Raw genomic sequence first — 20,653 nt, forward strand, 5'->3', positions numbered from 1 at the left:
ATAAAAAATGTGCTGTCTGCGAGATTCCAGGTGTAATCGTGGGGAGACGGGCTCACGGTCCAATCTGTCAGGGATGCTACTCCTCACCCCCAATGGCCTGCGCCCACTGCGGCGACGTTCGGCCCGCGGTTGCACGAAACGATGGCAAGCCGCTGTGCATGAAGTGCAACCAATCACTCCGCAAAAAACCACGCAGCTGCGCGCGCTGCGGGGAATACCGCATCACACCCTATCTACGTGACGACGGCCCCATTTGCCCCAGCTGCGCGAACCAATACGATCGGGGCCAATGTGCCGACTGCGGCAACGACCAACGACCACTCCAAGGAAACTACTGCGCCATTTGCATTGCTCCCCGACTTCTTCGAATCTTGATCTCCGACGATGACGGCATTCCCCATCCTCTACTGATGCCCCTCGAAAATTACTTGCTCCGCAACGGGAACAACGCCGATGCAGTAATCAGTTGGGTCCGACGCAGCCCAATGGCGCGTGTCGTTCATGACATGGCTGCCGGCCGCACGCCCATTTCCCTTCTCTCCGTAGCGAGAGTTCGCGCCACGGGCGCCAGCGGGTATCTAGCCGCTCTACTAATGGAAGCGGGTGTCGTCCCCACTGAAAATTTCGACCGAATTCGGCTAGAGGTGTGGGAAGAAGAGTACTTCGGGACTCTGCCAAACCCAACCCATCGATCGCTTCTCAAGCAATATGCAGCATGGATCGTCAACCCTCGATTTACCGATGCAGGGCACCTCAGCACTAAGGATGAAAGCCTTCGACATAGAGGATCCAAGGCCCACCTGATCGCGGTCTCCGAACTCCTCAGCACGCTCGATAGCCTCAATTTGGATCTCGGAACCGTACCTCAGCGTACCTTCGATAATTACGTGGCCACCCACGGGCGGACTGGCAAGCAGCTCACACCCTTCATTCGCTGGGCACGCGTCCGCGGCCTCACCCGTCTGCACAGCGAGTACCAGCAAAGCCACTTAGGAACGTCGTCAGCTTCCGACGACGAGCGATGGGCCTGGGCAAAAGACCTCCTCACAGCCGAGGACCTCGGGTTGAATGCGCGCATCGGCGGACTCCTTTCGCTCATCTACGGAACAGCGCTCACACGCGTAGTCTCGCTGCGACGCGATGCCGTCAAGCTGGACGGCGATAGCACCTATCTTTCGCTCGGAACCGAACCGATTAAGCTTCCCGAAGTACTCGGATCACTCGTGCGACGTCTCCTGGATACAGCGCCAGCTTCGCTTCATGACAACAACATATGGCTCTTCAAAGGCCAACGAGCAGGCCGCCACCTCACCACTGCGGCGATACGGGGACCGCTCGCACCAAGAGGCATCAATCTCAGATCCGCGAGAAATGTTGCGCTCATGATCCTTGCCCGGGACCTCCCGCCATCGGTTCTGGCCGACCTCCTGGGTATTTCCATCTACGCCGCTGAACGCTGGAGCACCCACAGCGGCCACGACTGGGCCGATTACCCGCGTGTTCGTATCACGACAGAACCTCGTTAGATTTCGATACCTGTGCTGTATATGAAGTAGCTGCACACAGCGGCCCGGCGTCTGTTTGCATCACTGCCGAACTTCACTTCACTAAGACTCAGTAATATTCTCTGGAGAAGTTGTTTGCCCCTGCATCGAAAATATAGTCTGGGGCTTGTCCGAGAGGTAGTTATTCTCACCGGATAGCGAGGAAAGATTTGCCGTTTTATTTACGAATATCGCGACCTCTGCTGTCAGTGCCAGGCCAAAGATTGTTCCTCGTTGTTACATGCCTGTATCCAGAACCGATAGCCCGCGTAACTAGTACCGCGATTCCACCCACCGGGTGTGAAATCTCGTGACTTCGTAGACGCCGAAACTCATGGCTTAGTGGACACTGAACCTCAATACTTTGTGCACAACTATCAGCAGCAGTATCGGAGCTGTTGTTAGTTGCGCCACAGTCGCTCGTTAGTGTTCGAAGACGTTTGGCATCAGCTCTTCATTCGCTTGAATCGCTGCCCGGTATTGCTCTGCCTTCTTCTCCCATTGCCGTATAACCAACGAAACTTGTATCCCCCTAATTGAATACGAAGACACGAGCTTCCCTCTGACTTTCAACGCCACCGTAGGCAAAGGAAACGACAACACGACCTCATCGTTCACAGGATCAGAAAGCAAGAATTCATCATCGGTAATCGTCCTGACGAACTGACGTCCCGCAAATGAGGTCGGCAAGGAAATATGAAACCCCTGGAAGTAGGTTTTCCTGTTTTCTCTGGTCACCTCAACCGCCATCTGATTCGCTGCCAAACCAGGAACCAGATCAGAAACATCATGAGTGCTTTGCATGATCTCGCCGTGCTTGGAAACCACCACATCGCTGACCAGCGACACGTTCTGGGCTAGACGTCGTTTGCTCAAATACTCCGCTGCTTTCGCTCCCGACATCGCCAGCGGCAACGGCTCAACCGCCGGGGTATGCTCCAGCAAATCCCATGCCGCTTGCGGGGTCGCTTGGTTCAATGACTGGTGCCGGCGATGCTGGTTGTAGTGCTCCCGGTATCGTTGAATCAACTTTTGCGCTTCGGCGAGATCCTGCGGCTTGTTCTGTTCCAAGAAGCGTTGCAGCGTCTGGTGCGAACGTTCGTTCTTTCCCTGCGTGGTGGACCGGCCGGGGAGCCTTGAAATCGGTATTGTGCCTTTCGAAGCAAGGAATATCTCCACCATACCAATGACGCCGCTGCGCAACTGGTTGAACGCTTTGGAATTATCGCTGAGTACTTCCTGCGGAGCACCGTAGGCCTTGGTTGCTCGCGCCAGGACAGCTTGTGCGTCCTGGCTGTTCTCATGACGTCGAAAAGCAGAGGATCCGACATCGTAGCGGCTGGCGTCGTCGATGAGCTGGTAGACAGTGAGGAGTTGATTCTTGCCGGTTCGATACTCGAAAGCGTCCAACTGCCACAGTGCCATCACGGTTGATCTGGCGAGCGGAACGTAGGAGGACTTAGGCCGTTTTCTGGGGTTCCGATCAACGTGCCCAACCTCTGCCAAGAGCCGGGCGATCGTCGCGACGGATGGCACCTTTCCTCCAGGGAATTCCTGATGGTTGGCAGTCGCTTCGTAATGGATCGTTGTTGAATGTAACTATCCGACAGCGGTTCTAAAGCGGTGTATTGAGTTAAAGCTCCATTCCCAAGACTGTTCGAACAGCAATCGCTCCGCCAAAGTCATCTTCCACTTGTGCCATACCTAGCTTCTCGGCAACACGTCGAGAAGCAGTGTTCTCGGGATGAATAATTGCAACTATTTTCTTGGCGTGAAGTACGTCTCTTGCGAACTCTATGCAAGCATTAGCGGCTTCCGTTGCGAAGCCGTGGCCTTGGACTTCACTTCTCATGTGATATCCGACTTCGAGTTCTGAGTGATCATTAACTTCCTGCCAGGTCAGTCCGCAATCCCCGAGGAATTCGCCGCCCAGCGTTTCAACAATCCACAAGCCGAAGCCATACTCAGCGTAGTTTTCCTCATTCCAAGCGATCCACTTGCTCGCCTCATCACGAGTCTTGGGAGCCGGATAATAAGTCATTACAGCTGAGTCTCCAAGCATGGCGGCCATGTCATCTAAGTCTGTCTGAGCCATCTGTCGAAAGCGCAATCGCGCAGTGGTGTTAGGAAGCATCCGTCTAGCTTATTGCTTTGTTCATCGTCTAGTCACTACCGATCGTTTTAGGTCTACATGGGCATTCGATCCAATGAGATACCTACCATGTCCTTAAACACTGAAGCATCCCGTGATGACTGCGGGATGCTTCAGTACGAAAAGACTGTTTTTTCAGTTATAAACAAGACCAGACGATACGGCACCATCCTGGCGCAGCCGCAGTTGACGCAATGAAGGCCGACCCGTCCACGGCAGTGAGATAACTAGCGCCCTGGACCCACCACGCCGCCATAGACCGTGCGGTCAGCCACGTCTTTCAACTACCAGGAACGAAAAGCTGTTTGATGATTTCACTGGCCGCCGAGCCCGAGGCTGACGTCATCCCAGCCGTCAAAACACCCCGCAAACTCACCAGCGCCCCTTTAAGGCTCTTCTGGTCCGGCTCTTCCTTAATCACTTCTTGCAGAATGACCGATCCTGCATCCCGGCCAATCTCCTGGTCATCCGGACCGAAACAATCCGAGGATTCCAGCAGCTCCAACGCACCCTGGACCGCAGCAACCAGCTCGGTGAAGGCGGCAGGAACTTCCTCATGCTGCACCACACGCCCTCCATGGGTGGCAATCGCCACCCGTGAGCCTGAAGCAACAATGGCATGATCTCCGTAGATCACCGTGCCCGAGTGCCCTCCTGGAGGGTTACTCTGGGGTGCCGAGGTGCTGAATGTCGCCTTGATATGGCTCATATCGGCTCGTATGCGTCCACCGGCCCGATTCACTTCCACGTCGGTGATGTAAACGCGCTGCACTCCACCGCGCGGATCGGGAATCTCCAACCGGTCGCCCTCATAGACCGGTGCTTCAACATCAAAGAAGGCTGCCTTGGACTGCATCTGGGCTTCTAATTCAGTGCGCTCTTCTCTGCCCTGCTCCGACTGATGAATGACCGTCACCATCTCGGTGCCGAAATTATTCCTGACCCAGGCGATGAATCCGTGCCCGCTTCCTGGAAGAGGTCCCATCTCACTCCTTCTTGCGCCATGAAATCCGGTTGATTTCACTTTCGCTCAGCATGACACACCCCGCCGACACTTCTTATAAGGGGTCCGCTCCCGGCACAAAGCCACGCCCCACGATTCACCCCGGTGATGCTTGGGCACCTGCCCGGCGGTTTCCACCGCGTGCTCAGTCAGTAGCACCGCTTCACGGATCACCCGCATCGGATGATTATCAACCACCGCATACAAAACCTTCGTCCTCTCGGGACGAGTCGTCACCAATCGAGACATGCGCAATCTGGCCAGGTGCTGGCCGGCCTGGGGCTGTAGATACTGTCCCACCCATCGAAAAACCGGCCCCGCCAAGAACTGCGGCGGAAAAACAAGGGTCTAACACACGTCTCAAAAACGATCATTTTCGCGATGCTGCACAATAAAAGGCAGCGACGGAGTCAGTTTCCGTCGCTGCCTTTACGTTATTCGATGTATTAGTGCCCGCCGCCGAGCTTGCCACCAAGGCGTTCGCGCATCGCGGCGCTGGCCTTATTGAGCCCGGTGATCTCCACGTTCTTTCCGTACTTCGCGTACTTGTCCGTGATCGCGTCCAAGGCCGCGATGGTGGAGGCGTCCCACAGGTGCGAGTCGTGCATGTCGATGACGATGCTCTGCGGGTCTTCGGCGTAGTTGAACTGCGTGTACAAGTCGTTGGAGGAGGCGAAGAACAATTCCCCGTTGACCACGTACTTGGCGATCTTCTCGCCGAAGTGCTCCTCGACGGTGCGGGTGACGGTGACCAGGTGGGCCACGCGGTTGGCGAAGAGCACCATGGCGGTGAGCACGCCGACCCCGACGCCGATGGCCAGGTTGTGGGTGGCGACCGTGAAGGCCACGGTTATCAGCATGACTGTGGTTTCGCTCTTGGGCATCATGCGCAGCGTGGAAGGGCGGATGCTGTGCCAGTCGAAGGTTGCGATGGAAACGAAGATCATCACCGCGACCAGGGCTGCCATCGGGATCAAGGCCACCACATCGCCTAGAACCACCACGAGGATCAACAGGAACACCCCGGCCAGGAACGTCGAGATGCGGGTGCGCGCCCCGGACGCCTTCACATTGATCATGGTCTGCCCGATCATCGCGCAGCCGCCCATGCCGCCGAAGAATCCGGTAATGATGTTCGCCGCACCCTGGCCCCAGGATTCGCGGGTCTTGTTCGAATGGGTATCGGTGACGTCATCGACCAGCTTGGCGGTCATCAAGGACTCGAGCAGGCCGACGAAGGCCATGGCCAGTGCGTAGGGGAAGAGCACCTGCAGAGTTTCGAGGTTCAGCGGGATATCCGGGAAGAACAGGGTCGGCAGGGATTCGGGCAGCTGGCCCTTGTCGCCCACGGTGGGGACGGCGAGCGAGGCGATGACCGTGATCGCGGTCAGCACCACGATGGCCACCAGCGGGGCCGGGATCGCAGTGGTCAGCTTGGGCAGGCCGAAGACGATCAACAGGCCCAACGCCACCAGCGGATAGACCAGCCAGGTCACGCCGAGCAGCTCGGGGACCTGGGACAGGAAAATCAGGATGGCCAGCGCGTTGACGAAACCGACCATTACCTGACGCGGGATGAAGCGCATCAGCTTGGCCACGCCCAGCAGCGCCAGCACCACCTGGAAGATCCCGGCCATGATGACCGCGGCGATGAAGTAGTCCACGCCGTGGCTGGCTACCAGCGGTGCGATGACCAGCGCGATCGCTCCGGTGGCGGCGGAGATCATGGCGGGACGGCCTCCGAAGAAGGAGATGGATACCGCCATGGTGAAGGAGGCGAACAGCCCGATGCGCGGGTCCACTCCGGCGATGATGGAGAAGGCGATGGCCTCGGGGATCAAGGCCAGCGCTACTACCAGGCCGGCGAGGACCTCGGTCTTCAACAATCGCGGGGATTTCAGGGTGCGCAGGACCGATTGGCGCTCGGTGGGGCTCAGTGCGGAACGGGCCGCTGTGGTGCTGGTGCTCACGGAAAAATGCTCAACTAACTCTCGCGGGATGGGTGCTTCTCGTAGGGTGATGCCAGGGCCTGGTGGCACCTGAAATGCAAAACGGCTGGGGAGATGGCACGATATACCTACTGCTTCAAAATTGTAAACTAACGTAGTGGTAGGGTTTAAATGGCTACCGTGGAGGAATTTCGCTGTGGAGAATAATGAGCGCGACGTCAAGACCATGCACATTGGTGAGTTGGCTGAAACCACGGGCCTGTCCCTGCGGACCATCCGGCACTATGACGAGGTCGGATTGCTGCCCGCCAGCGGGCGGACCGAAGGCGGATTCCGCGTATACACCGTGGCCGACATGCATCGGCTGCAGGTAGTCAAGCAGATGAAGCCACTTGGATTCTCTCTTGATGAGATGGCCGAAATCCTGGCACTTCTGGCCGACCGCGACAGCGGCGAGCTGACCGAGGGTGCCCGGGAGCGCTTGGCGTTCCTGACCGGTGAAGCGAAGAGCCGGCGCGAAAAGATCATTCGCAATCTCCGCCAGGCTGATGAACTGATCGACCGACTGGATTCCTCCGGCGAGGCCCCAGCTGGGCAGTAGGCACAGCCTCGACTCATCTTCGTTTCTCAAGCAAATAGATTCTCCCCGCTGGCGTGCCGACGCGGTGAGTGCGTCCGGGCAAGGAGCCCCCGCGCGCAGTCGGGTTCAGCACGCAACCGACCAAATCAAGTTGGCGTTGGTTTCGATTTGTGCTTCAGGTGTTCTGCTCTGGAGCAACGCAGCCCAAGGCCTCTACCACCCGGTTTTTTCAAGGATTTCCCGTTTGATAGCTGGAATCATCGTCTCAACATACGTCTTGTTGAGATGGTCGTAATCCCGGTACACGTAGACATTTCCGACGATGGCAGGACATGTCAGCTGCGTGCATATTGCATCGGTGAAATCTACGGAGTGCAATAGCGGCACGTCCGCGGACAGCTCTTCCAAGGGGTTATCCGGTGGAATCACTTCATTGCGCGGAGGGTTGCACTGTGCGGCGGAGCTGCCATGCAGCGCGACGCATTCGTACATGTTGAAATCGAACCTTGGATTGTCCCGAATGGCGAGAACCTCGATCTTGTTCTCCAGGAAGGGTTCAATGCCTGCTGCATACTCTGGAACCATAGTTTCCCGGGGCGCCTGCGCCAGGCTCATGGTGCCCAAGGTAATCACCGCATCGGGCGAAATCTCGAGTACGTGCTCACGCGCTGCTGCATTATGCGCATTGCAGGCCGGGTCACGCTCCGTGGACTCGGCACCATAACGACAGGCGTTTTTCAGCAATGAAATGACTCGCCAGTTCCGCTCCTGAGCGAGCGGCATGATTCCGGTCATCAGCTGCCGGGCATGCGAGTCGCCGATGACGGCGATGGTCTTCTGCGCAGGAGCCGTCGGTTCTATCTGGTGGCAGGAGTCGATGGCCGCATGATCGGGGGCGTATTTCTGCTCGCAGGCAGGGCCGGCGTTGCCCCATTGCTCGTCCAATGCTGTTGCCGCAGGGATGGGCAGCGCGTTTGTCGACCACTCGAAGTCATTGGCGCCCAGCGCGGCCGCACCGGGGTTCAGCTCGCGGCTCTGGTGCTGGAGCTGCGTCTCGGCATGATGTATGCGGTTCTGCCATTCGAGCAGTGGCACGGCCACCATCACTGCCAAGACAACGAGAAAGCTGGCGCTTATTCGCTCATAGGTGGTTGCCAAAAATCTTAGTGGACGGTCGAAAAACCGTTCCGTGCACCAAGCCAATAAGACAGCCAACGCAATGATTCCCAGCCCTTCAGCTATCGTCACCGCGTCTTTCTGCTTTATCACGAAGTAGACGACCAGGAGCGGCCAATGCCACAGATAGATCCCGTAGGACAGGTCGCCAATTCTTTGTATCGGTCGTGCGGTCAGCCAACGGTCCGCTCCCCACCGATGCGCGGTGGATCCTGCGGCAATTACCAGGGCGGCGCTGAGGGTGGGCAGCAGGGAACCCCACCCCGGATAGGCCGCGACATCGCGGATCAGTATCCCGCAGCTGGCCAGACCCAGCAGCCCAACCCAGCCTAGGACAACCCGAAGGCCCGGTCGCAGCCGCACATGAGGCAGTGCCAGCGCGAGCAGGGATCCGAGGGCAAACTCCCAAAGCCTGGCTCTGGTATCAAAGTAGGCCGAGCCAGATCCGGCATTTGCCTCAGCGATCGCGAAAGCCATGGAGCCGAGAAAAATCGTCAGGAACAGAGCTGCGGCGATCGCCGTGAACGAAGGCCTGTACCGTCGGGCAATGACTGCAGCCATGAGCAACAGCAAGGGCCAGAGGATGAATACCTGACCCTGGATGGACAGGGACCAGAAATGCTGGAAGGGACTGGCTGTCGCTGCATCAGCGATCTGATAGTTTCCCGACTCCAGGACCAAGGCCCAGTTCTGGGCATAGAGCAGCGAGGCCCAAGCGTGTTGGATAAGCTGCGTCCAGCGGATTTCGGGGAAGAGCAGCATGATCGAGGCCAGCGTGGCGAGCAGGACTGCAGTTGCTGTCGGCGTCAGGCGGAGGAAAATCTTGCGCCAGTATTTGGCGAGGGGGCGGTTGTTTGCTGCACGCGCCGCAAAAGAAGAGGTCAGCAAGAACGCAGAAATAAGCAAGAAGGCATCGACGCCCCCAGAGACTCGGCCAACCCAGATATGGTAGATCAGTACCAGGGCCAAGGCCAAAGCCCTTAGCCCGTTGATCTCGGGGCGGAACCGGGCGCTGGGCGGCGAGCTGTGTTGCCGAGGTGTTGGTGCTGTCAGTGTCAAGGGGCCCCTTTCAAGGATTCACCGGTTTCTGCGTAGCCGGGCCGGTCGGCTACTCGTTGCTTGCCGATTTGCGCTCCAGGGCTGCAATGAAGCTGTGTGCCTCCGCGAGCTGCTGCTCCAGCGTGTTGAGGCTAATCCGAGCCTCGGCAACGAGAGTCTGAATCCGCGGCAGTCGCGCGGCATCCGGGTTTTGGGTGACATCCAGCATTTCTGCAATCGTCTCCAGATCGAATCCCAGGAACTTCAGGCATTTGATGCCCAAGACCTTGGTGCAGTCCGACTCCGAATAGACGCGAAATCCGCCTTCCGTGCGTGTGCTGGCCGGGAGAAGTCCGATTTCTCCGTAGTGCCGGATGGTTCTGAGCGATAAACCGGTACGGTCGGCTAGTTCACCAATGTGCATTGTGTGCTCTGCGGTGCACGCCATGGCATCCTCCAAACTGTCGAAGATTGACGTCTCAGGGTCAGGAGACGAAATTGGGCGGAAAGAATTCAGGCGGCAAGTGCGGGAGGAGCTGCTGCACCGTGAGAATCTCGGAAATGGCGCTCGCCTGCTCCGCCAGTTCCGCGGTGGAAGGCAGCAATGAGCCGTCGTAGCTGATGTGCGCCGCATTCTTGGTGTTCCACAGCCCCTCGGCTGCGACGTAATTCTGTGTAGCCACGGCGGTGAGGAAGTCGCCAAGGAATTCGGATCCGGCGTGTATGAAGTTCAGGGTTTCAGGAACGGTTTCCTGAATTGCGCAGAGGAACCGCCCCAGCGTGAAGTCAAAGAGGAATCCGGTTTGCCGGGCCCATTGCTCACGATCAATGGGTCGCAGCTCCTTGATCAAGCGGATCCAGGATTGCCGATCGGCTCCTGCATGCAGCTGGGCGGTGATCTGACTTACTAGGAAGTTCTGCACCAGCTCGTAATCGTCGGTTTTCAATACTTGATTGTCCATCGCTTCTCTCTTAGGGTTCGTTGGTTTCGTTGGAGCCAGACAGGCTGAAAAATTCGAGTTCGGGCCGGTCGCGCTTAATGGCTTGGTACTTCCAGATTGACGAGAACAAAACGACAACTGAACCATCGGCGCGAGTCGCCACTTCGCACTCGGCCTGCGATCGTTTGGCGAGGGCCTCGTGGGCTTCCGTGGTGGAGCCGTAGCACAGGGTCATCGGCAATTCTTCGTAATCGATCGGTGCCGAGAACTCCTCGGCCATGCGTGAGGAGACGATTTCGAATTGCAGCGGGCCGACGGCACCGAGGATCGGAGATTGCTCACCGAGGCGTTCGGCGATGAACACCTGGATTGCGCCTTCCTGCCGAAGCAGTTCCAGGCCGCGCCGGAACTGCTTGTATTTTGCCCCGTCGGTTGCCCGCGCAACTCTGAAATGCTTTGGCGCAAAGTGCGGGAGTGGGGGAAAAGCGACCGGTGTCTCGCCGTAAAGCGTGTCCCCGGGGCTTAGCGCCGTTGCGTTGACCAGTCCGATCACGTCGCCGGGCCAGGCTATTTCCAGAGTGGAGCGGCGGCTTCCAAAAATCTGTTGTGAGTATTTCGTGGTGAAGGGCCGCCCGGTTTGTGCGTGGTGGACCACCATTCCGCGTTCGAATACCCCTGAACAAACGCGAACGAAGGCGATTCGATCGCGATGGGCGCGATTCATGCCCGACTGTATTTTGAAGACATATCCGGAAAAATCTGTTTTGACGGGGCGCGGGTTGTCGCTGATGTCGATTCGTGCCCCCGGTCTAGCGCCATGCCGGGAGATGAAATCCAATAGCTGCCCTACACCGATATTTCTATGCGCCGCGCTGAAGAAGACTGGTGTTCCGGCACGGGCTAGGAAATCCGCGGGGCTGAATGCATAACCGTCGAGTTGGAGCAACTGGATTTCATCCAGACAGGTGCTTCCATCAGCGCCGAACACCGAGTCGAGATCTGCTTCAGGCACGGGGGTCTGCTCCGGCCGGTGTGCCCCCGCAGAGGATTGCTCGTAGCGGTAGGCCTTCTTGGACAGGGGCTCGTACAGTCCGCTGAAGCGTTCGGCATCCCCGATGGGCCATGTGATGGGCATGGGGCGCATCGTGGTCACTCGCTCTATGTCATCGATGAGTTCCAGCGGATGCTTGCCGGGCCGGTCCCATTTGTTGATCACGGTGATCACGGGGATCGAGCGTTTCAGGCAGACATCCAGCAGCTGCAGGGTTTGCGCCTCGAAGCCTTTGGCTGCGTCGAGCAGCACAATCGCCGAGTCAACGACCGCCAGGACCCGAAGAGTGTCTTCGGAGAAGTCGGCGTGCCCGGGAGTGTCAACCAGGTTCACTACCGTGCCGTCGATCTCGAATTGGAGCGCCGAGGAGGTGACCGAGATGCCGCGTTCCTGCTCTATGGCGCTCCAATCGGAAACGGTATGGTGCCTGCCGGATTTTCCGTGCACGACTCCGGCGGACTCGATGGCCTGGGCATGGAGCAGCAGTGCTTCGGTCAGGGTCGATTTTCCTGCGTCGGGATGCGCGATTATTGCGACGGTGCGCCGGCGGTCGGCCTCATGGGTAATTTCGGTGGGCGTCGCATACATAATACCGCAACCATACCATAACGTAAGAGTAAGGTTTGGGCCGCATTGCCGCCGCCGGCGAACTCGATTGAGGGGATGCGCCGGCAATGGTACCGGTGGTGGTGGCGTCGATCACATGGTCAAAACACTACCTTTACGTCATGGTAGTGTTTTTCGTGATGGGAAATGCCTGCGTGAGCAAAGGCGCTGGCTTCCCGAACATGAAACCCCGAAGTTTTGAAGCCGTCCGGCAGGACGCCGCTTCGCGCAGCTGGTTCCGAGGTGCCATGCGCGTTATTTTTACCGGATCTGGGCGGCGCCTGATTCCTGTCTATGGCCATGGCTAGAAGGCGTCGACGCAGAACCAAGCTGAAGTTGCATTCGCCTGCAGAAGCTGGAGCGAACGCTGAATGATCCGGGCTGCCCGTGCCACCGTGCACGAGCGGCCCCGCCGAAACTTATTGACCTACCGGCGCACGGCGCCGACGACCGATGGGAGCCTGATGGCAACTAGCATGCATACACCCCCGATGGCAGGGCTGAGCCCTGAAGAAAGGCAGTCCGTGTGGCGAACGCTCAAATCGCCCCGGCTGCTGAAAACCGAGGTCCTGGCAGGCCTCGTCGTGGCCCTGGCGCTGATCCCGGAGGCCATCGCCTTCTCGCTGATCGCCGGGGTAGACCCGCGGATCGGCCTCTTCGCCTCCTTCACGATGGCGGTGTCCATCGCCTTCCTGGGCGGGCGCCCGGCCATGATCTCCGCCGCCACCGCGGCTACCGCCCTGATTATCGCGCCCTTGGTCAAAAGCCACGGCGTGGACTACTTCATCGCCGCGGTGATCCTGGCCGGCATCTTCCAGGTCATTCTGGGCATCCTTGGCGTAGCCAAGCTCATGAGGTTTATTCCACGCTCGGTTATGGTGGGCTTCGTCAACGCCCTGGGCATCCTGATCTTCACTTCCCAGCTGCCCGAACTCATCGATGTGCCCTGGCTGGTCTACCCGCTGACCATTGCCGGACTACTGGTGATCTACCTGCTGCCGCGGCTGACCAAGACGGTTCCGGCCCCGTTGGTGTCCATCGTGCTGCTCACCGCCGCAGCGATCGTGTTCGCGTTGAACGTGCCCACCGTGGGCGACAAGGGCGAGCTGCCGCAGAGCCTGCCCAGCCTGTTCATCCCCAATGTGCCGCTGACCTTCGAGACCCTGCAGATCCTCTTCCCGTTCGCGCTGGGCATGGCGATCGTGGGCCTATTGGAATCCCTGATGACCGCGAAGCTCGTCGATGATGTCACCGACACCCACTCGGACAAGCCGCGCGAATCCTGGGGCCAGGGTGCGGCGAACATCATTACCGGATTCTTCGGCGGCATGGGCGGCTGCGCCATGGTGGGCCAGACCATGATCAACGTCAAGGCCTCCGGGGCGCGCACCCGGATCTCCACCTTCCTGGCCGGGGTATTCGTGCTCATCCTGGCGGTGGCGCTGGGCGATATCGTGGCGCAGATCCCGATGGCCGCGCTGGTCGCCGTGATGATCTTCGTCTCCGTGGCCACCTTCGACTGGCACAGCATCAAGCCCTCCACGCTGCGCATGATGCCCAAGAGCGAGACCATCGTCATGCTGGTCACCGTCATCTTCACCGTCGCCACCCACAATCTGGCCGTCGGCGTGGGCGTCGGGGTGCTCGCCGCGATGGTGCTCTTCGCCAGCCGCGTGGCGCACCTGGTCACCGTGACCCGCACCGTCGAGGAGCACTTCGGTGAGCAGATCGCCAAGTACGAGGTCAACGGCGAGCTGTTCTTCGCCTCCTCCAACGACCTGTACACGCAGTTCAGCTACGCCGAGGATCCCGGGCATATCGTCATCGACATGTACAACTCGCACCTGTGGGATGCCTCCACCATCGCGGCCCTGGACTCCATTACGGAGAAGTACGAGAAATACGGCAAGACCGTGGAGATCGAAGGGCTGAATACCGCGAGTCTGAAGATGCGCGAACGCCTGGGCGGCAAGCTCGGCGGCGGGCACTAGAACCGCTAGCCAGGCACCGAGGATGGAAGGCACCCGCGCCCGCGCCGCACACGGACTCCCGGCCGCATGGCTGGGAATCGTCGCGGCCGGCGGGGTGCTCTCCGCGATGAGCGCCCCGGGGCAGACCGCTGGCCTGTCCGTCTTCACCGATCCGATTATTGCGGATCTGGGCATTAGCCGGTCGGGGGTCTCGCTGAGCTATCTGATCGGCACGCTGATCGGAGCCCTCGCCCTGCCCTTTCTGGGCCGAGCCATGGACCGTTGGAGCCTGCGTGCCACCATCGCCGGAATCGGCCTGGCATTCGCCGGATTCCTTTATGCCCTGAGTTTCGTCGTGGACGCTACCGGCCTCACCTTGGGCTTCACCGGGATTCGCCTGGCCGGGCAGGGTGCGCTCTCACTCGCGGCGACGACCTTGGTCGCCCGGTCCATCACCCGCCACCGCGGGCTGGCCTTGGGCTTATCGAGTGCTATCGGCTCAGGCGGAATCTCCATTGCCCCCTTTGCCCTCTCCGGCCTCGTGGCCGGCGTGGGCATTCAGGCCGCGTGGCGCCTGGAGGCGCTTGCCGTGCTGTGCATAGTGGTGCCGACCGCGCTGCTGCTGCGCGGAGCGTCCGGGCGGAAGCCGCCGGTTCGCCTGGACGCCGGGTTCCCGGATGCGGATGGCAGCGGATGGACGCTGGCTCAGGCCTCGCGCACCGCAATGTTCTGGATGCTCGTCGCGGGCGTGTCCGTCACTGGCTTGCTGACTACCGCCTTGGCATTTCACCAGATCTCGGTGCTGGGCGCCCAGGGGCTGGGGCCGGCCAAGGCGGCAGCGAACTTCCTGCCGCAAACCATCAGCGGCATCGCGGCCACGCTGGGCGCCGGGGCGCTGGCGGACCGCATTGCGCCTAAATACTGCGTCACCTTCTCGATGGCTGCCATGGCCGCGGCTCTGCTCCTCGTCCCGAGTGTTTCCCCGGGGTGGCCGGCCATTGCCTTTGGGCTAGTGCTCGGGGCGGCGGGCGGTAGCCTGCGCGGTATTGAAGCGGCAGCTTTCTCGCGCTACTTCGGTACGGTCCATATCGGTTCCATTCGCGGATTTGCCACCTCGATTGGGTTGGCGGCGACCGCCCTCGGGCCGATTTTGCTTTCTCTGGCCCGCGACATAGCGGGCAATTACGTCGGCCCGCTGCTGGTTTTTGCCGCGTTGCCCCTGGTGGTGGGCGTCATGTCGGTGCTTATCCGCGAACCCCGGGCCCTTGCGGCGCATTAGGTTCTGATGGCCGGGGCGGCTGCGGATGGACGCCTTCAGGCCGTTTGCTGGCGAAGGAAAATGACCGTTACGTTATGTTAGAGTCCCAATATGACGACTATCACCGATGCCATACTCCTGGGCTATGGCGGTTCCGAACATAGTAAAACGGCTCTGGCATGGGCTGATGAACTCGCTGTCGAGCTTTCGCGGCCGCTGCAGGTGTTTGTGTCCGCACTGCATGTTGCCGCAGTTGCGGATGTCCCGAAGGAATACCAGGCAGCCCACGTCTCCGATGAACTCGACCGGATTCTGGCCTCGGCAAAGACCGGAAACTCCGCTGTGTCCACCGTGCTTCGAACGCCCGGGGAGGCGCTGGTTGATGCGGCGGAATCGGCCTACCTCACGGTCTTGGGGGCGCGCACCCAAGGTCCGCTGCAAAGTGTGCTGAACGGGTCCGTCAGCCAATACGTGATACGCCACGCGTCCGGACCGGTGGTGGTGGTGCGTGAGCTGCCCTCCGCGCGCGCAGGGCGGATCGTAGTCGGAGTCGATGGGTCCGAGCACAGCCTCAGGGCGCTGGAGTTTGCCATGCGCCATGCTCAAGAAACTTCCAGAAGCGTGCTTGCCCTCCAGGTCTTCAAGCAGCCTGAAAAAGCCACTGACGCACACATCGAACAGGCGACCGCGAGGGTAACCGAGAACTTTTCCGGTGTTCGGACAGAGGTTCGGCGGGTGCAGGGTATCGCTGCGGAGGAGATCGCCAAGGCTAGCGGCGATGCCGACTTGCTGGTGATAGGCACCCGAGGGCAAGGACCCATCCGCACGTTGCTGCTTGGCTCAGTCACCCAGTCTGTGCTGGAGCGTGCCGCGTGCCCCGTGGCAGTAATTCATTAACGACAAATACCAGGGCTGCGGGTGGACCTAGGCCCCGCCGGGGAACAGGCTTCCGGCGGCATGTCCGTAGCCGCGATGGCCGGGCATATGCGATACCAATATCGTCCACACCAGGTCACAACATCAACAGATCCAAGTAAACTTCGGATCATGGCAGAGCGAATGACTGGAAAGGCAATGCAGGGAATTAGCCCAAAAAGGTGAAGCTCGGCCGACATCTGCTCTGTCGCAAGTTGCACCCGGAAGCGCCGTAAAACCCGGCGTTGCGCCTGTTCAGAGGCAGGAGGTTCCTGGATGAAAGTGCTTTGGCTGACTCGGCGCTTGCTGAGCTTCGCTGCTGTTTCCTGCGCCACGGTGCGCCCCGCACGGCTTACTTCCGCGCGGCCGGAACCGGAGCTGCAGATCCGGTTGCCACGGCTGCTGCGGCGCCCACTTGCAATATCCCCATCGCCACAACTAGAGAACGGTTTTTCATGACCAGAAAACGACATTCACCGCCACGCCCCCTCGCCGCGGGAACCATACGGATCACCCCCTTGGGCGGCCTCGGTGAGATCGGACGCAACATGACGGTCTTCGAATACGCCGGCAAGCTGCTGATCGTTGATTGCGGCGTCCTGTTTCCCGAGGAGCATCATCCCGGTGTAGACGTGATCCTGCCCGATTTTTCGGCTCTCCGTGACCGTCTCGACGATATCGTTGGCCTAGTGATTACCCACGGCCACGAGGATCACATCGGCGGGATCCCCTATTTGCTCCGCGAGCGAAGCGATATCCCACTGATCTCGGCACGGTTGAGCCTGGCCTTCGTGAAAACGAAACTGCAGGAGCACCGAATCACCCCAAAGACGGTTCAAGTCAAGGAAGGGGAGAAGAAAAAAGTCGGCCCATTCGACCTCGAATTCCTTGCCGTGAACCACTCCATTCCCGATGGTCTCGCCGTGGCCATAACCACGCCGGCCGGGAAGATCCTGCATACCGGCGACTTCAAGATGGACCAGTTCCCGCTGGACCGCCGTATCACCGATCTGGCCGGTTTCGCCCGACTGGGCGAAGAAGGCGTGGACCTGTTCCTCGTGGATTCCACCAACGCCGATGTCCCGGGTTTCATGGCAGCTGAAGCCGACCTCGCACCGGCCATCGACACCGTCATGCGCACCGCGCCACGCCGAGTCATAGTCTCCAGCTTCGCCTCGCATGTGCACCGCATCCAGCAGGTTATCAATTCCGCGCATCAGCACGGGCGCAAGGTCGCCTTCGTGGGCAGATCCATGGTCCGGAACATGGGGACCGCGAAAGAACTGGGCTACCTGAAAATCCCACGCGGGGTTCTGGTGGAGTTCAAGGCGGCCGAAAAAATGGCACCGGAAAAAGTAGTCATCATCTGCACGGGTTCCCAGGGCGAGCCCATGGCGGCACTGGCGCGGATGGCCAGCCAGGACCATGTCATTGACCTCGTCCAGGATGACACGATCCTGCTGGCGTCCTCCCTCATCCCGGGCAACGAGACGGCGATCTACCGCCTCATCAACGACCTGACCAAGCTTGGCGCCAACGTCGTGCACAAGGGCAATGCGAAGGTGCATGTCTCCGGGCATGCCTCGGCCGGAGAACTGGTCTACTGCTACAACCTGGTCCGGCCCAAGAACGTCATGCCCGTGCACGGAGAGCCACGCCATTTGAAGGCCAATGCCGAGCTGGCGATCCGCACCGGAGTCGATCCTGACAACGTCTTGATCACCCAGGACGGAACCGTTGTCGACCTCGTCAACGGCCGCGCACGCGTTGCCGGCAGCATTCCGTCCGACTATGTATACGTCGAGAACATGGTCGCCGGTGCCGCCACCGAGGAATCCCTCCAGGACCGCGTTCGACTGGCCGAAGACGGCGCGTTGAGCGTCTTGATTATCCTGGATCCGGAGACCGGCGTCCTGGAGGAAGCGCCTGAGTTCTTCCCGGTGGGATTCAAATTCTCCGCGCAGGAACGCAGCAAGGCCACCGGCGTAGTGCAGAAGGCCTGCTCCGGGGCCAAGGGCTCCAAGGCCGGAACCTCCGTCGAGGGCATAATTGTCGAGGCGCTCACGCGGTGGACGGACCGTGCACTGCGGCGCAAGCCGGTGATCACCGTGATCATCGTGGATGCGATCTAAGCGGTATGAGCTTCCTGATGCCTCGGCGCTGGTAGAACTCTTCATCGTCGAATTCGTTGGCGGGTTGCTTACCGATGAATTGGACGCCGCACTGGAGCGCTTTGAGATTGGCTCTAGCCATTTTCAGGTCAACTCACCTCTTTCGTTATGCCACTAAGCATTTCACTGGATCGGGTGGAATACGCCACTGACGAATAGGCGACAATACCGGTAGTCGCAGATACCCCTACGCAGACCGGCACCCCGATCGACTGAGTAATTGCGGCGCGGATCTGCACGGCAGTGTCACGGACTTGTTCCAGCGTTCCGTTGAGGCCGATAAATGATTCGTCGATGGAATACACTTCCTGCCAGGTGCCGAAGCGGCCCAGGAGTTCCATCACCCGTGCCGATATATCCCCGTATAGCTCGTAGTTACTCGAACGCACCGCAAGATTGTGGCTGTCCATGAGGCGGCGTACTTTAAAAAATGGCTCGCCCGTGGCTATTCCTAGGTCTTTGGCTTCCTGTGATCTGGCGACGACGCAACCATCATTATTGGAGAGCACCACTACCGGACGATTACGCAAAGAATAGTCAAAGATGCGTTCGCAAGAGACATAAAAGTTATTCACGTCTACTAAAGCAACGTGATCACTGTGCCCGGATGTTCGCGGTTCAGCGGACATAGTGCAGACACCTAGTGATCACGCCGAAGACCTCAACTTCGTCTCCTTCGGTGAGGAGCACCGGTAACGGTGACTCATCGCTGAGTAATCCCACTTGTGAGCCCTCTGTCTGCCACCGGCGTACCAGCATCTGCCCGTTCAAGCTCACCACAATCATGGTGCCGTGTTTAACCGGCAGGGAACGGTCCACGATGATCTCATCGCCGTCATAAATTCCGGCAGAGTGCATCGAGTGACCCGATACCCGCATGATGAACGTGGCAACCCGATCATGAACGAGCAACCTATTCAGATCCAGCCCGCCATCAAAATAGTCACGCGCTGGGGATGGAAACCCCATCGCGGAAACGGCCTGCACCGGCCCTTGGGCTGCTCCTGGAGGCATCACTGATTCGGCATCCCGCATCTAGACACCACCCTTAGCTAGAACAAACATTCGAATACTAAGAATTGTACAGTGCGTGTGTGATAACTAAACTCAGCTGAGGGTTGGCGCCGAAACAGGCTTGCTGTTCACGATTCTTTTGGTGTTCGCCAGAGCAATCACAAGGCATAAGATTTGGGTGAGCACCGGCACCGCGGGTAATACATAGCACCAGGCGGGCAGTTCTCCATCCGGGAAATATCCGGCAAAAGCCACAATTTGTTTAGAGCCAATCGACAGAATCAGGTAGCTCAGAGCCAACGCACCGAACATCGTGCGTCGCAGTACCGGCTTGAGCTCCAACGCTACGACAACCCACGCAAACGTGATGACCGGCAACCAGACCCAGTGATGGGACCAGCTCACCGGGGATACAAGCAAGGGGCAGGCGGAAGCAATGCCGAGCAACACCACAGGTTTTTGGTGCCCATAGAGCTTCCACAGCAGGGCAACAAAAGAAAGCCCTACACCGAGCGCCAAGATGAGCCACACTAAGGATGGTGCGTTCAGCCGCTCAAGCAGTCCTTGCAGAGATACGTTGTCGATATACCCCACGTTTCCTACCCGCGATGGATCCTGCACCACGTCCAGCCAATAGTCCAAGGTGTTCTGTGTCTGGAAAATTAGGCCTACAAGCTGGGTGCCTATAAAAGTGGCAATTCCAACGAACATCGCACGCCATTTACGCATGGCAAAGGGCAGGATCAAAAACGCGATCGGCGTCAGCTTGATCCCGGCACAGATTCCTACGGCAATCACAAACGGCATCAACGACTTGTAACGCACGAAGGTGAGGTAACAGGCACCGAGAATCAAGATGTTGATCTGTCCAAACCATACGGTGTCGCGGAAGGGAGCCGACATCAGCATTAAGCTGGTCAAGGTCAGCGGCGTGAGCACCGAATTAAGTGCAGGCCATTTTCCCGCCACTCGTGTGGCCAAGTCTTTGGCAACAAAAAAAGTCAGGGTAATCGAGGCAGCCATGGTGAGCGTAACCGACACCCAGTAGGGGAAAAATGCCATCGGCAAGAACAAAATAGCCGCAAATGTCGGGTAAGTAAACGGTAGCCCAGGCGAATTCACCGGACCCACGAACGGTCCATAAAGGGCTTCGGGTTCACGCAATAGCGTCAAGGCACCTTCGCGATATACCGATAGATCCCACCCGGTCGGTTCAATGGCAACCAGCACAACAACTAGTGCCGCGACCATCAGAATTTCAAGGACTGCCGTGCCTGGATGGACC

Annotated in this window: 17 protein-coding genes and 1 pseudogene; 6 read left to right on the forward strand and 12 right to left on the reverse strand. The window is 59.1% G+C overall.

Features of this window, described 5'->3' with window-relative positions:
• Window positions 1–233: 233 nt before the first annotated feature.
• On the reverse strand, window positions 234–401 hold the full coding sequence (locus IEX04_RS16625) for a hypothetical protein (protein WP_188687248.1): 168 nt from the start codon (window positions 399–401) through the stop codon (window positions 234–236).
• 84 nt (window positions 402–485) lie between these two features.
• Between IEX04_RS16625 and IEX04_RS16630 the strand changes: the two genes are divergently transcribed.
• Window positions 486–1,526 (forward strand): hypothetical protein, encoded by a 1,041-nt coding sequence (locus IEX04_RS16630; protein ID WP_188687249.1) that lies wholly within the window; start codon window positions 486–488, stop codon window positions 1,524–1,526.
• A 441-nt stretch (window positions 1,527–1,967) separates the two neighbouring features.
• On the opposite strand, the pseudogene IEX04_RS16635 reads toward IEX04_RS16630, so the two are convergent.
• The 4 genes and pseudogenes from IEX04_RS16635 to IEX04_RS16650 all read right to left on the reverse strand — a co-directional run.
• Window positions 1,968–3,131 (reverse strand): annotated as a pseudogene (locus IEX04_RS16635) (integrase core domain-containing protein); the annotation flags it as partial.
• 46 nt (window positions 3,132–3,177) lie between these two features.
• On the reverse strand, window positions 3,178–3,678 hold the full coding sequence (locus IEX04_RS16640) for a GNAT family N-acetyltransferase (RefSeq protein WP_188687251.1): 501 nt from the start codon (window positions 3,676–3,678) through the stop codon (window positions 3,178–3,180).
• A 298-nt stretch (window positions 3,679–3,976) separates the two neighbouring features.
• Window positions 3,977–4,681: a hypothetical protein gene (locus IEX04_RS16645; protein ID WP_188687252.1), complete on the reverse strand. Its 705-nt coding sequence runs from the start codon at window positions 4,679–4,681 to the stop codon at window positions 3,977–3,979.
• Between the two features lie 464 nt (window positions 4,682–5,145).
• On the reverse strand, window positions 5,146–6,669 hold the full coding sequence (locus tag IEX04_RS16650) for a SulP family inorganic anion transporter (RefSeq protein WP_188687286.1): 1,524 nt from the start codon (window positions 6,667–6,669) through the stop codon (window positions 5,146–5,148).
• 205 nt (window positions 6,670–6,874) lie between these two features.
• Here IEX04_RS16650 and IEX04_RS16655 point away from each other — a divergent pair, with 205 nt between their 5' ends.
• Entirely contained in the window at window positions 6,875–7,249 is a 375-nt protein-coding gene (locus tag IEX04_RS16655) for a MerR family transcriptional regulator (protein ID WP_188687287.1), read from the forward strand.
• A gap of 192 nt (window positions 7,250–7,441) precedes the next feature.
• On the opposite strand, the gene IEX04_RS16660 is transcribed toward IEX04_RS16655, so the two are convergent.
• The 4 genes from IEX04_RS16660 to IEX04_RS16675 are packed head-to-tail and all read right to left on the reverse strand — an operon-like array spanning window position 7,442 to window position 12,022.
• Entirely contained in the window at window positions 7,442–9,463 is a 2,022-nt protein-coding gene (locus IEX04_RS16660; RefSeq protein ID WP_194446477.1) for an acyltransferase family protein, read from the reverse strand.
• Between the two features lie 49 nt (window positions 9,464–9,512).
• The gene (locus IEX04_RS16665) at window positions 9,513–9,890 is read right to left on the reverse strand and encodes a helix-turn-helix domain-containing protein (protein ID WP_188687253.1); all 378 of its coding nucleotides are present in this window, start codon (window positions 9,888–9,890) and stop codon (window positions 9,513–9,515) included.
• Between the two features lie 37 nt (window positions 9,891–9,927).
• On the reverse strand, window positions 9,928–10,404 hold the full coding sequence (locus tag IEX04_RS16670) for a hypothetical protein (RefSeq protein ID WP_188687254.1): 477 nt from the start codon (window positions 10,402–10,404) through the stop codon (window positions 9,928–9,930).
• 10 nt (window positions 10,405–10,414) lie between these two features.
• Window positions 10,415–12,022, reverse strand: coding sequence for a peptide chain release factor 3 (locus IEX04_RS16675; RefSeq protein WP_188687255.1), 1,608 nt, complete (start codon window positions 12,020–12,022; stop codon window positions 10,415–10,417).
• 509 nt (window positions 12,023–12,531) lie between these two features.
• On the opposite strand from IEX04_RS16675, the gene IEX04_RS16680 reads away from it, so the two are divergent.
• The 4 genes from IEX04_RS16680 to IEX04_RS16695 all read left to right on the forward strand — a co-directional run bounded on the left by IEX04_RS16680 (window position 12,532) and on the right by IEX04_RS16695 (window position 18,315).
• A complete protein-coding gene (locus IEX04_RS16680; RefSeq protein WP_229677212.1) occupies window positions 12,532–14,031 on the forward strand; it encodes a SulP family inorganic anion transporter in 1,500 nt (499 codons plus the stop codon).
• A gap of 22 nt (window positions 14,032–14,053) precedes the next feature.
• Window positions 14,054–15,289 (forward strand): MFS transporter, encoded by a 1,236-nt coding sequence (locus IEX04_RS16685; protein ID WP_229677213.1) that lies wholly within the window; start codon window positions 14,054–14,056, stop codon window positions 15,287–15,289.
• 90 nt (window positions 15,290–15,379) lie between these two features.
• Complete coding sequence (locus IEX04_RS16690; RefSeq protein ID WP_188687257.1) at window positions 15,380–16,165, forward strand: universal stress protein; 786 nt, start codon at window positions 15,380–15,382, stop codon at window positions 16,163–16,165.
• Between the two features lie 473 nt (window positions 16,166–16,638).
• Window positions 16,639–18,315, forward strand: coding sequence for a ribonuclease J (locus IEX04_RS16695; RefSeq protein WP_188687258.1), 1,677 nt, complete (start codon window positions 16,639–16,641; stop codon window positions 18,313–18,315).
• A 128-nt stretch (window positions 18,316–18,443) separates the two neighbouring features.
• Here the strand turns inward: IEX04_RS16695 and IEX04_RS16700 are convergent, their stop codons facing one another.
• The 3 genes from IEX04_RS16700 to IEX04_RS16710 all read right to left on the reverse strand — a co-directional run bounded on the left by IEX04_RS16700 (window position 18,444) and on the right by IEX04_RS16710 (window position 20,619).
• Window positions 18,444–18,983, reverse strand: coding sequence for a Y-family DNA polymerase (locus tag IEX04_RS16700; protein WP_308422432.1), 540 nt, complete (start codon window positions 18,981–18,983; stop codon window positions 18,444–18,446).
• The gene (locus tag IEX04_RS16705; protein WP_096257523.1) at window positions 18,973–19,389 is read right to left on the reverse strand and encodes a LexA family protein; all 417 of its coding nucleotides are present in this window, start codon (window positions 19,387–19,389) and stop codon (window positions 18,973–18,975) included. Before IEX04_RS16705 ends, IEX04_RS16700 begins: the two co-directional genes overlap by 11 nt.
• Window positions 19,390–19,461: 72 nt before the next feature.
• Window positions 19,462–20,619 carry a glycosyltransferase 87 family protein gene (locus IEX04_RS16710; RefSeq protein WP_188687259.1) on the reverse strand — a complete coding sequence of 386 codons (1,158 nt, stop codon included), beginning with the start codon at window positions 20,617–20,619 and terminating at the stop codon, window positions 19,462–19,464.
• Window positions 20,620–20,653: the final 34 nt, after the last annotated feature.

The sequence above is a fragment of the Glutamicibacter ardleyensis genome (assembly GCF_014644555.1).
Lineage (GTDB): Bacteria > Actinomycetota > Actinomycetes > Actinomycetales > Micrococcaceae > Glutamicibacter > Glutamicibacter bergerei.

Bases quoted from the DNA above. Each gene is read 5' to 3' on its own strand.
- IEX04_RS16625 (WP_188687248.1), bottom strand. From the start codon at position 401: ATGGGGAATGCCGTCATCGTCGGAGATCAAGATTCGAAGAAGTCGGGG.
- IEX04_RS16630 (WP_188687249.1), top strand. From the start codon at position 486: ATGGCGCGTGTCGTTCATGACATGGCTGCCGGCCGCACGCCCATTTCC.
- IEX04_RS16700 (WP_308422432.1), bottom strand. From the start codon at position 18,983: ATGTCCGCTGAACCGCGAACATCCGGGCACAGTGATCACGTTGCTTTA.
- IEX04_RS16675 (WP_188687255.1), bottom strand. From the start codon at position 12,022: ATGTATGCGACGCCCACCGAAATTACCCATGAGGCCGACCGCCGGCGC.
- IEX04_RS16645 (WP_188687252.1), bottom strand. From the start codon at position 4,681: ATGGGACCTCTTCCAGGAAGCGGGCACGGATTCATCGCCTGGGTCAGG.
- IEX04_RS16710 (WP_188687259.1), bottom strand. From the start codon at position 20,619: ATGGTCGCGGCACTAGTTGTTGTGCTGGTTGCCATTGAACCGACCGGG.
- IEX04_RS16640 (WP_188687251.1), bottom strand. From the start codon at position 3,678: ATGCTTCCTAACACCACTGCGCGATTGCGCTTTCGACAGATGGCTCAG.
- IEX04_RS16685 (WP_229677213.1), top strand. From the start codon at position 14,054: ATGGAAGGCACCCGCGCCCGCGCCGCACACGGACTCCCGGCCGCATGG.
- IEX04_RS16655 (WP_188687287.1), top strand. From the start codon at position 6,875: ATGCACATTGGTGAGTTGGCTGAAACCACGGGCCTGTCCCTGCGGACC.
- IEX04_RS16695 (WP_188687258.1), top strand. From the start codon at position 16,639: ATGACCAGAAAACGACATTCACCGCCACGCCCCCTCGCCGCGGGAACC.
- IEX04_RS16670 (WP_188687254.1), bottom strand. From the start codon at position 10,404: ATGGACAATCAAGTATTGAAAACCGACGATTACGAGCTGGTGCAGAAC.
- IEX04_RS16665 (WP_188687253.1), bottom strand. From the start codon at position 9,890: ATGGCGTGCACCGCAGAGCACACAATGCACATTGGTGAACTAGCCGAC.
- IEX04_RS16705 (WP_096257523.1), bottom strand. From the start codon at position 19,389: ATGCGGGATGCCGAATCAGTGATGCCTCCAGGAGCAGCCCAAGGGCCG.
- IEX04_RS16680 (WP_229677212.1), top strand. From the start codon at position 12,532: ATGGCAGGGCTGAGCCCTGAAGAAAGGCAGTCCGTGTGGCGAACGCTC.
- IEX04_RS16690 (WP_188687257.1), top strand. From the start codon at position 15,380: ATGACGACTATCACCGATGCCATACTCCTGGGCTATGGCGGTTCCGAA.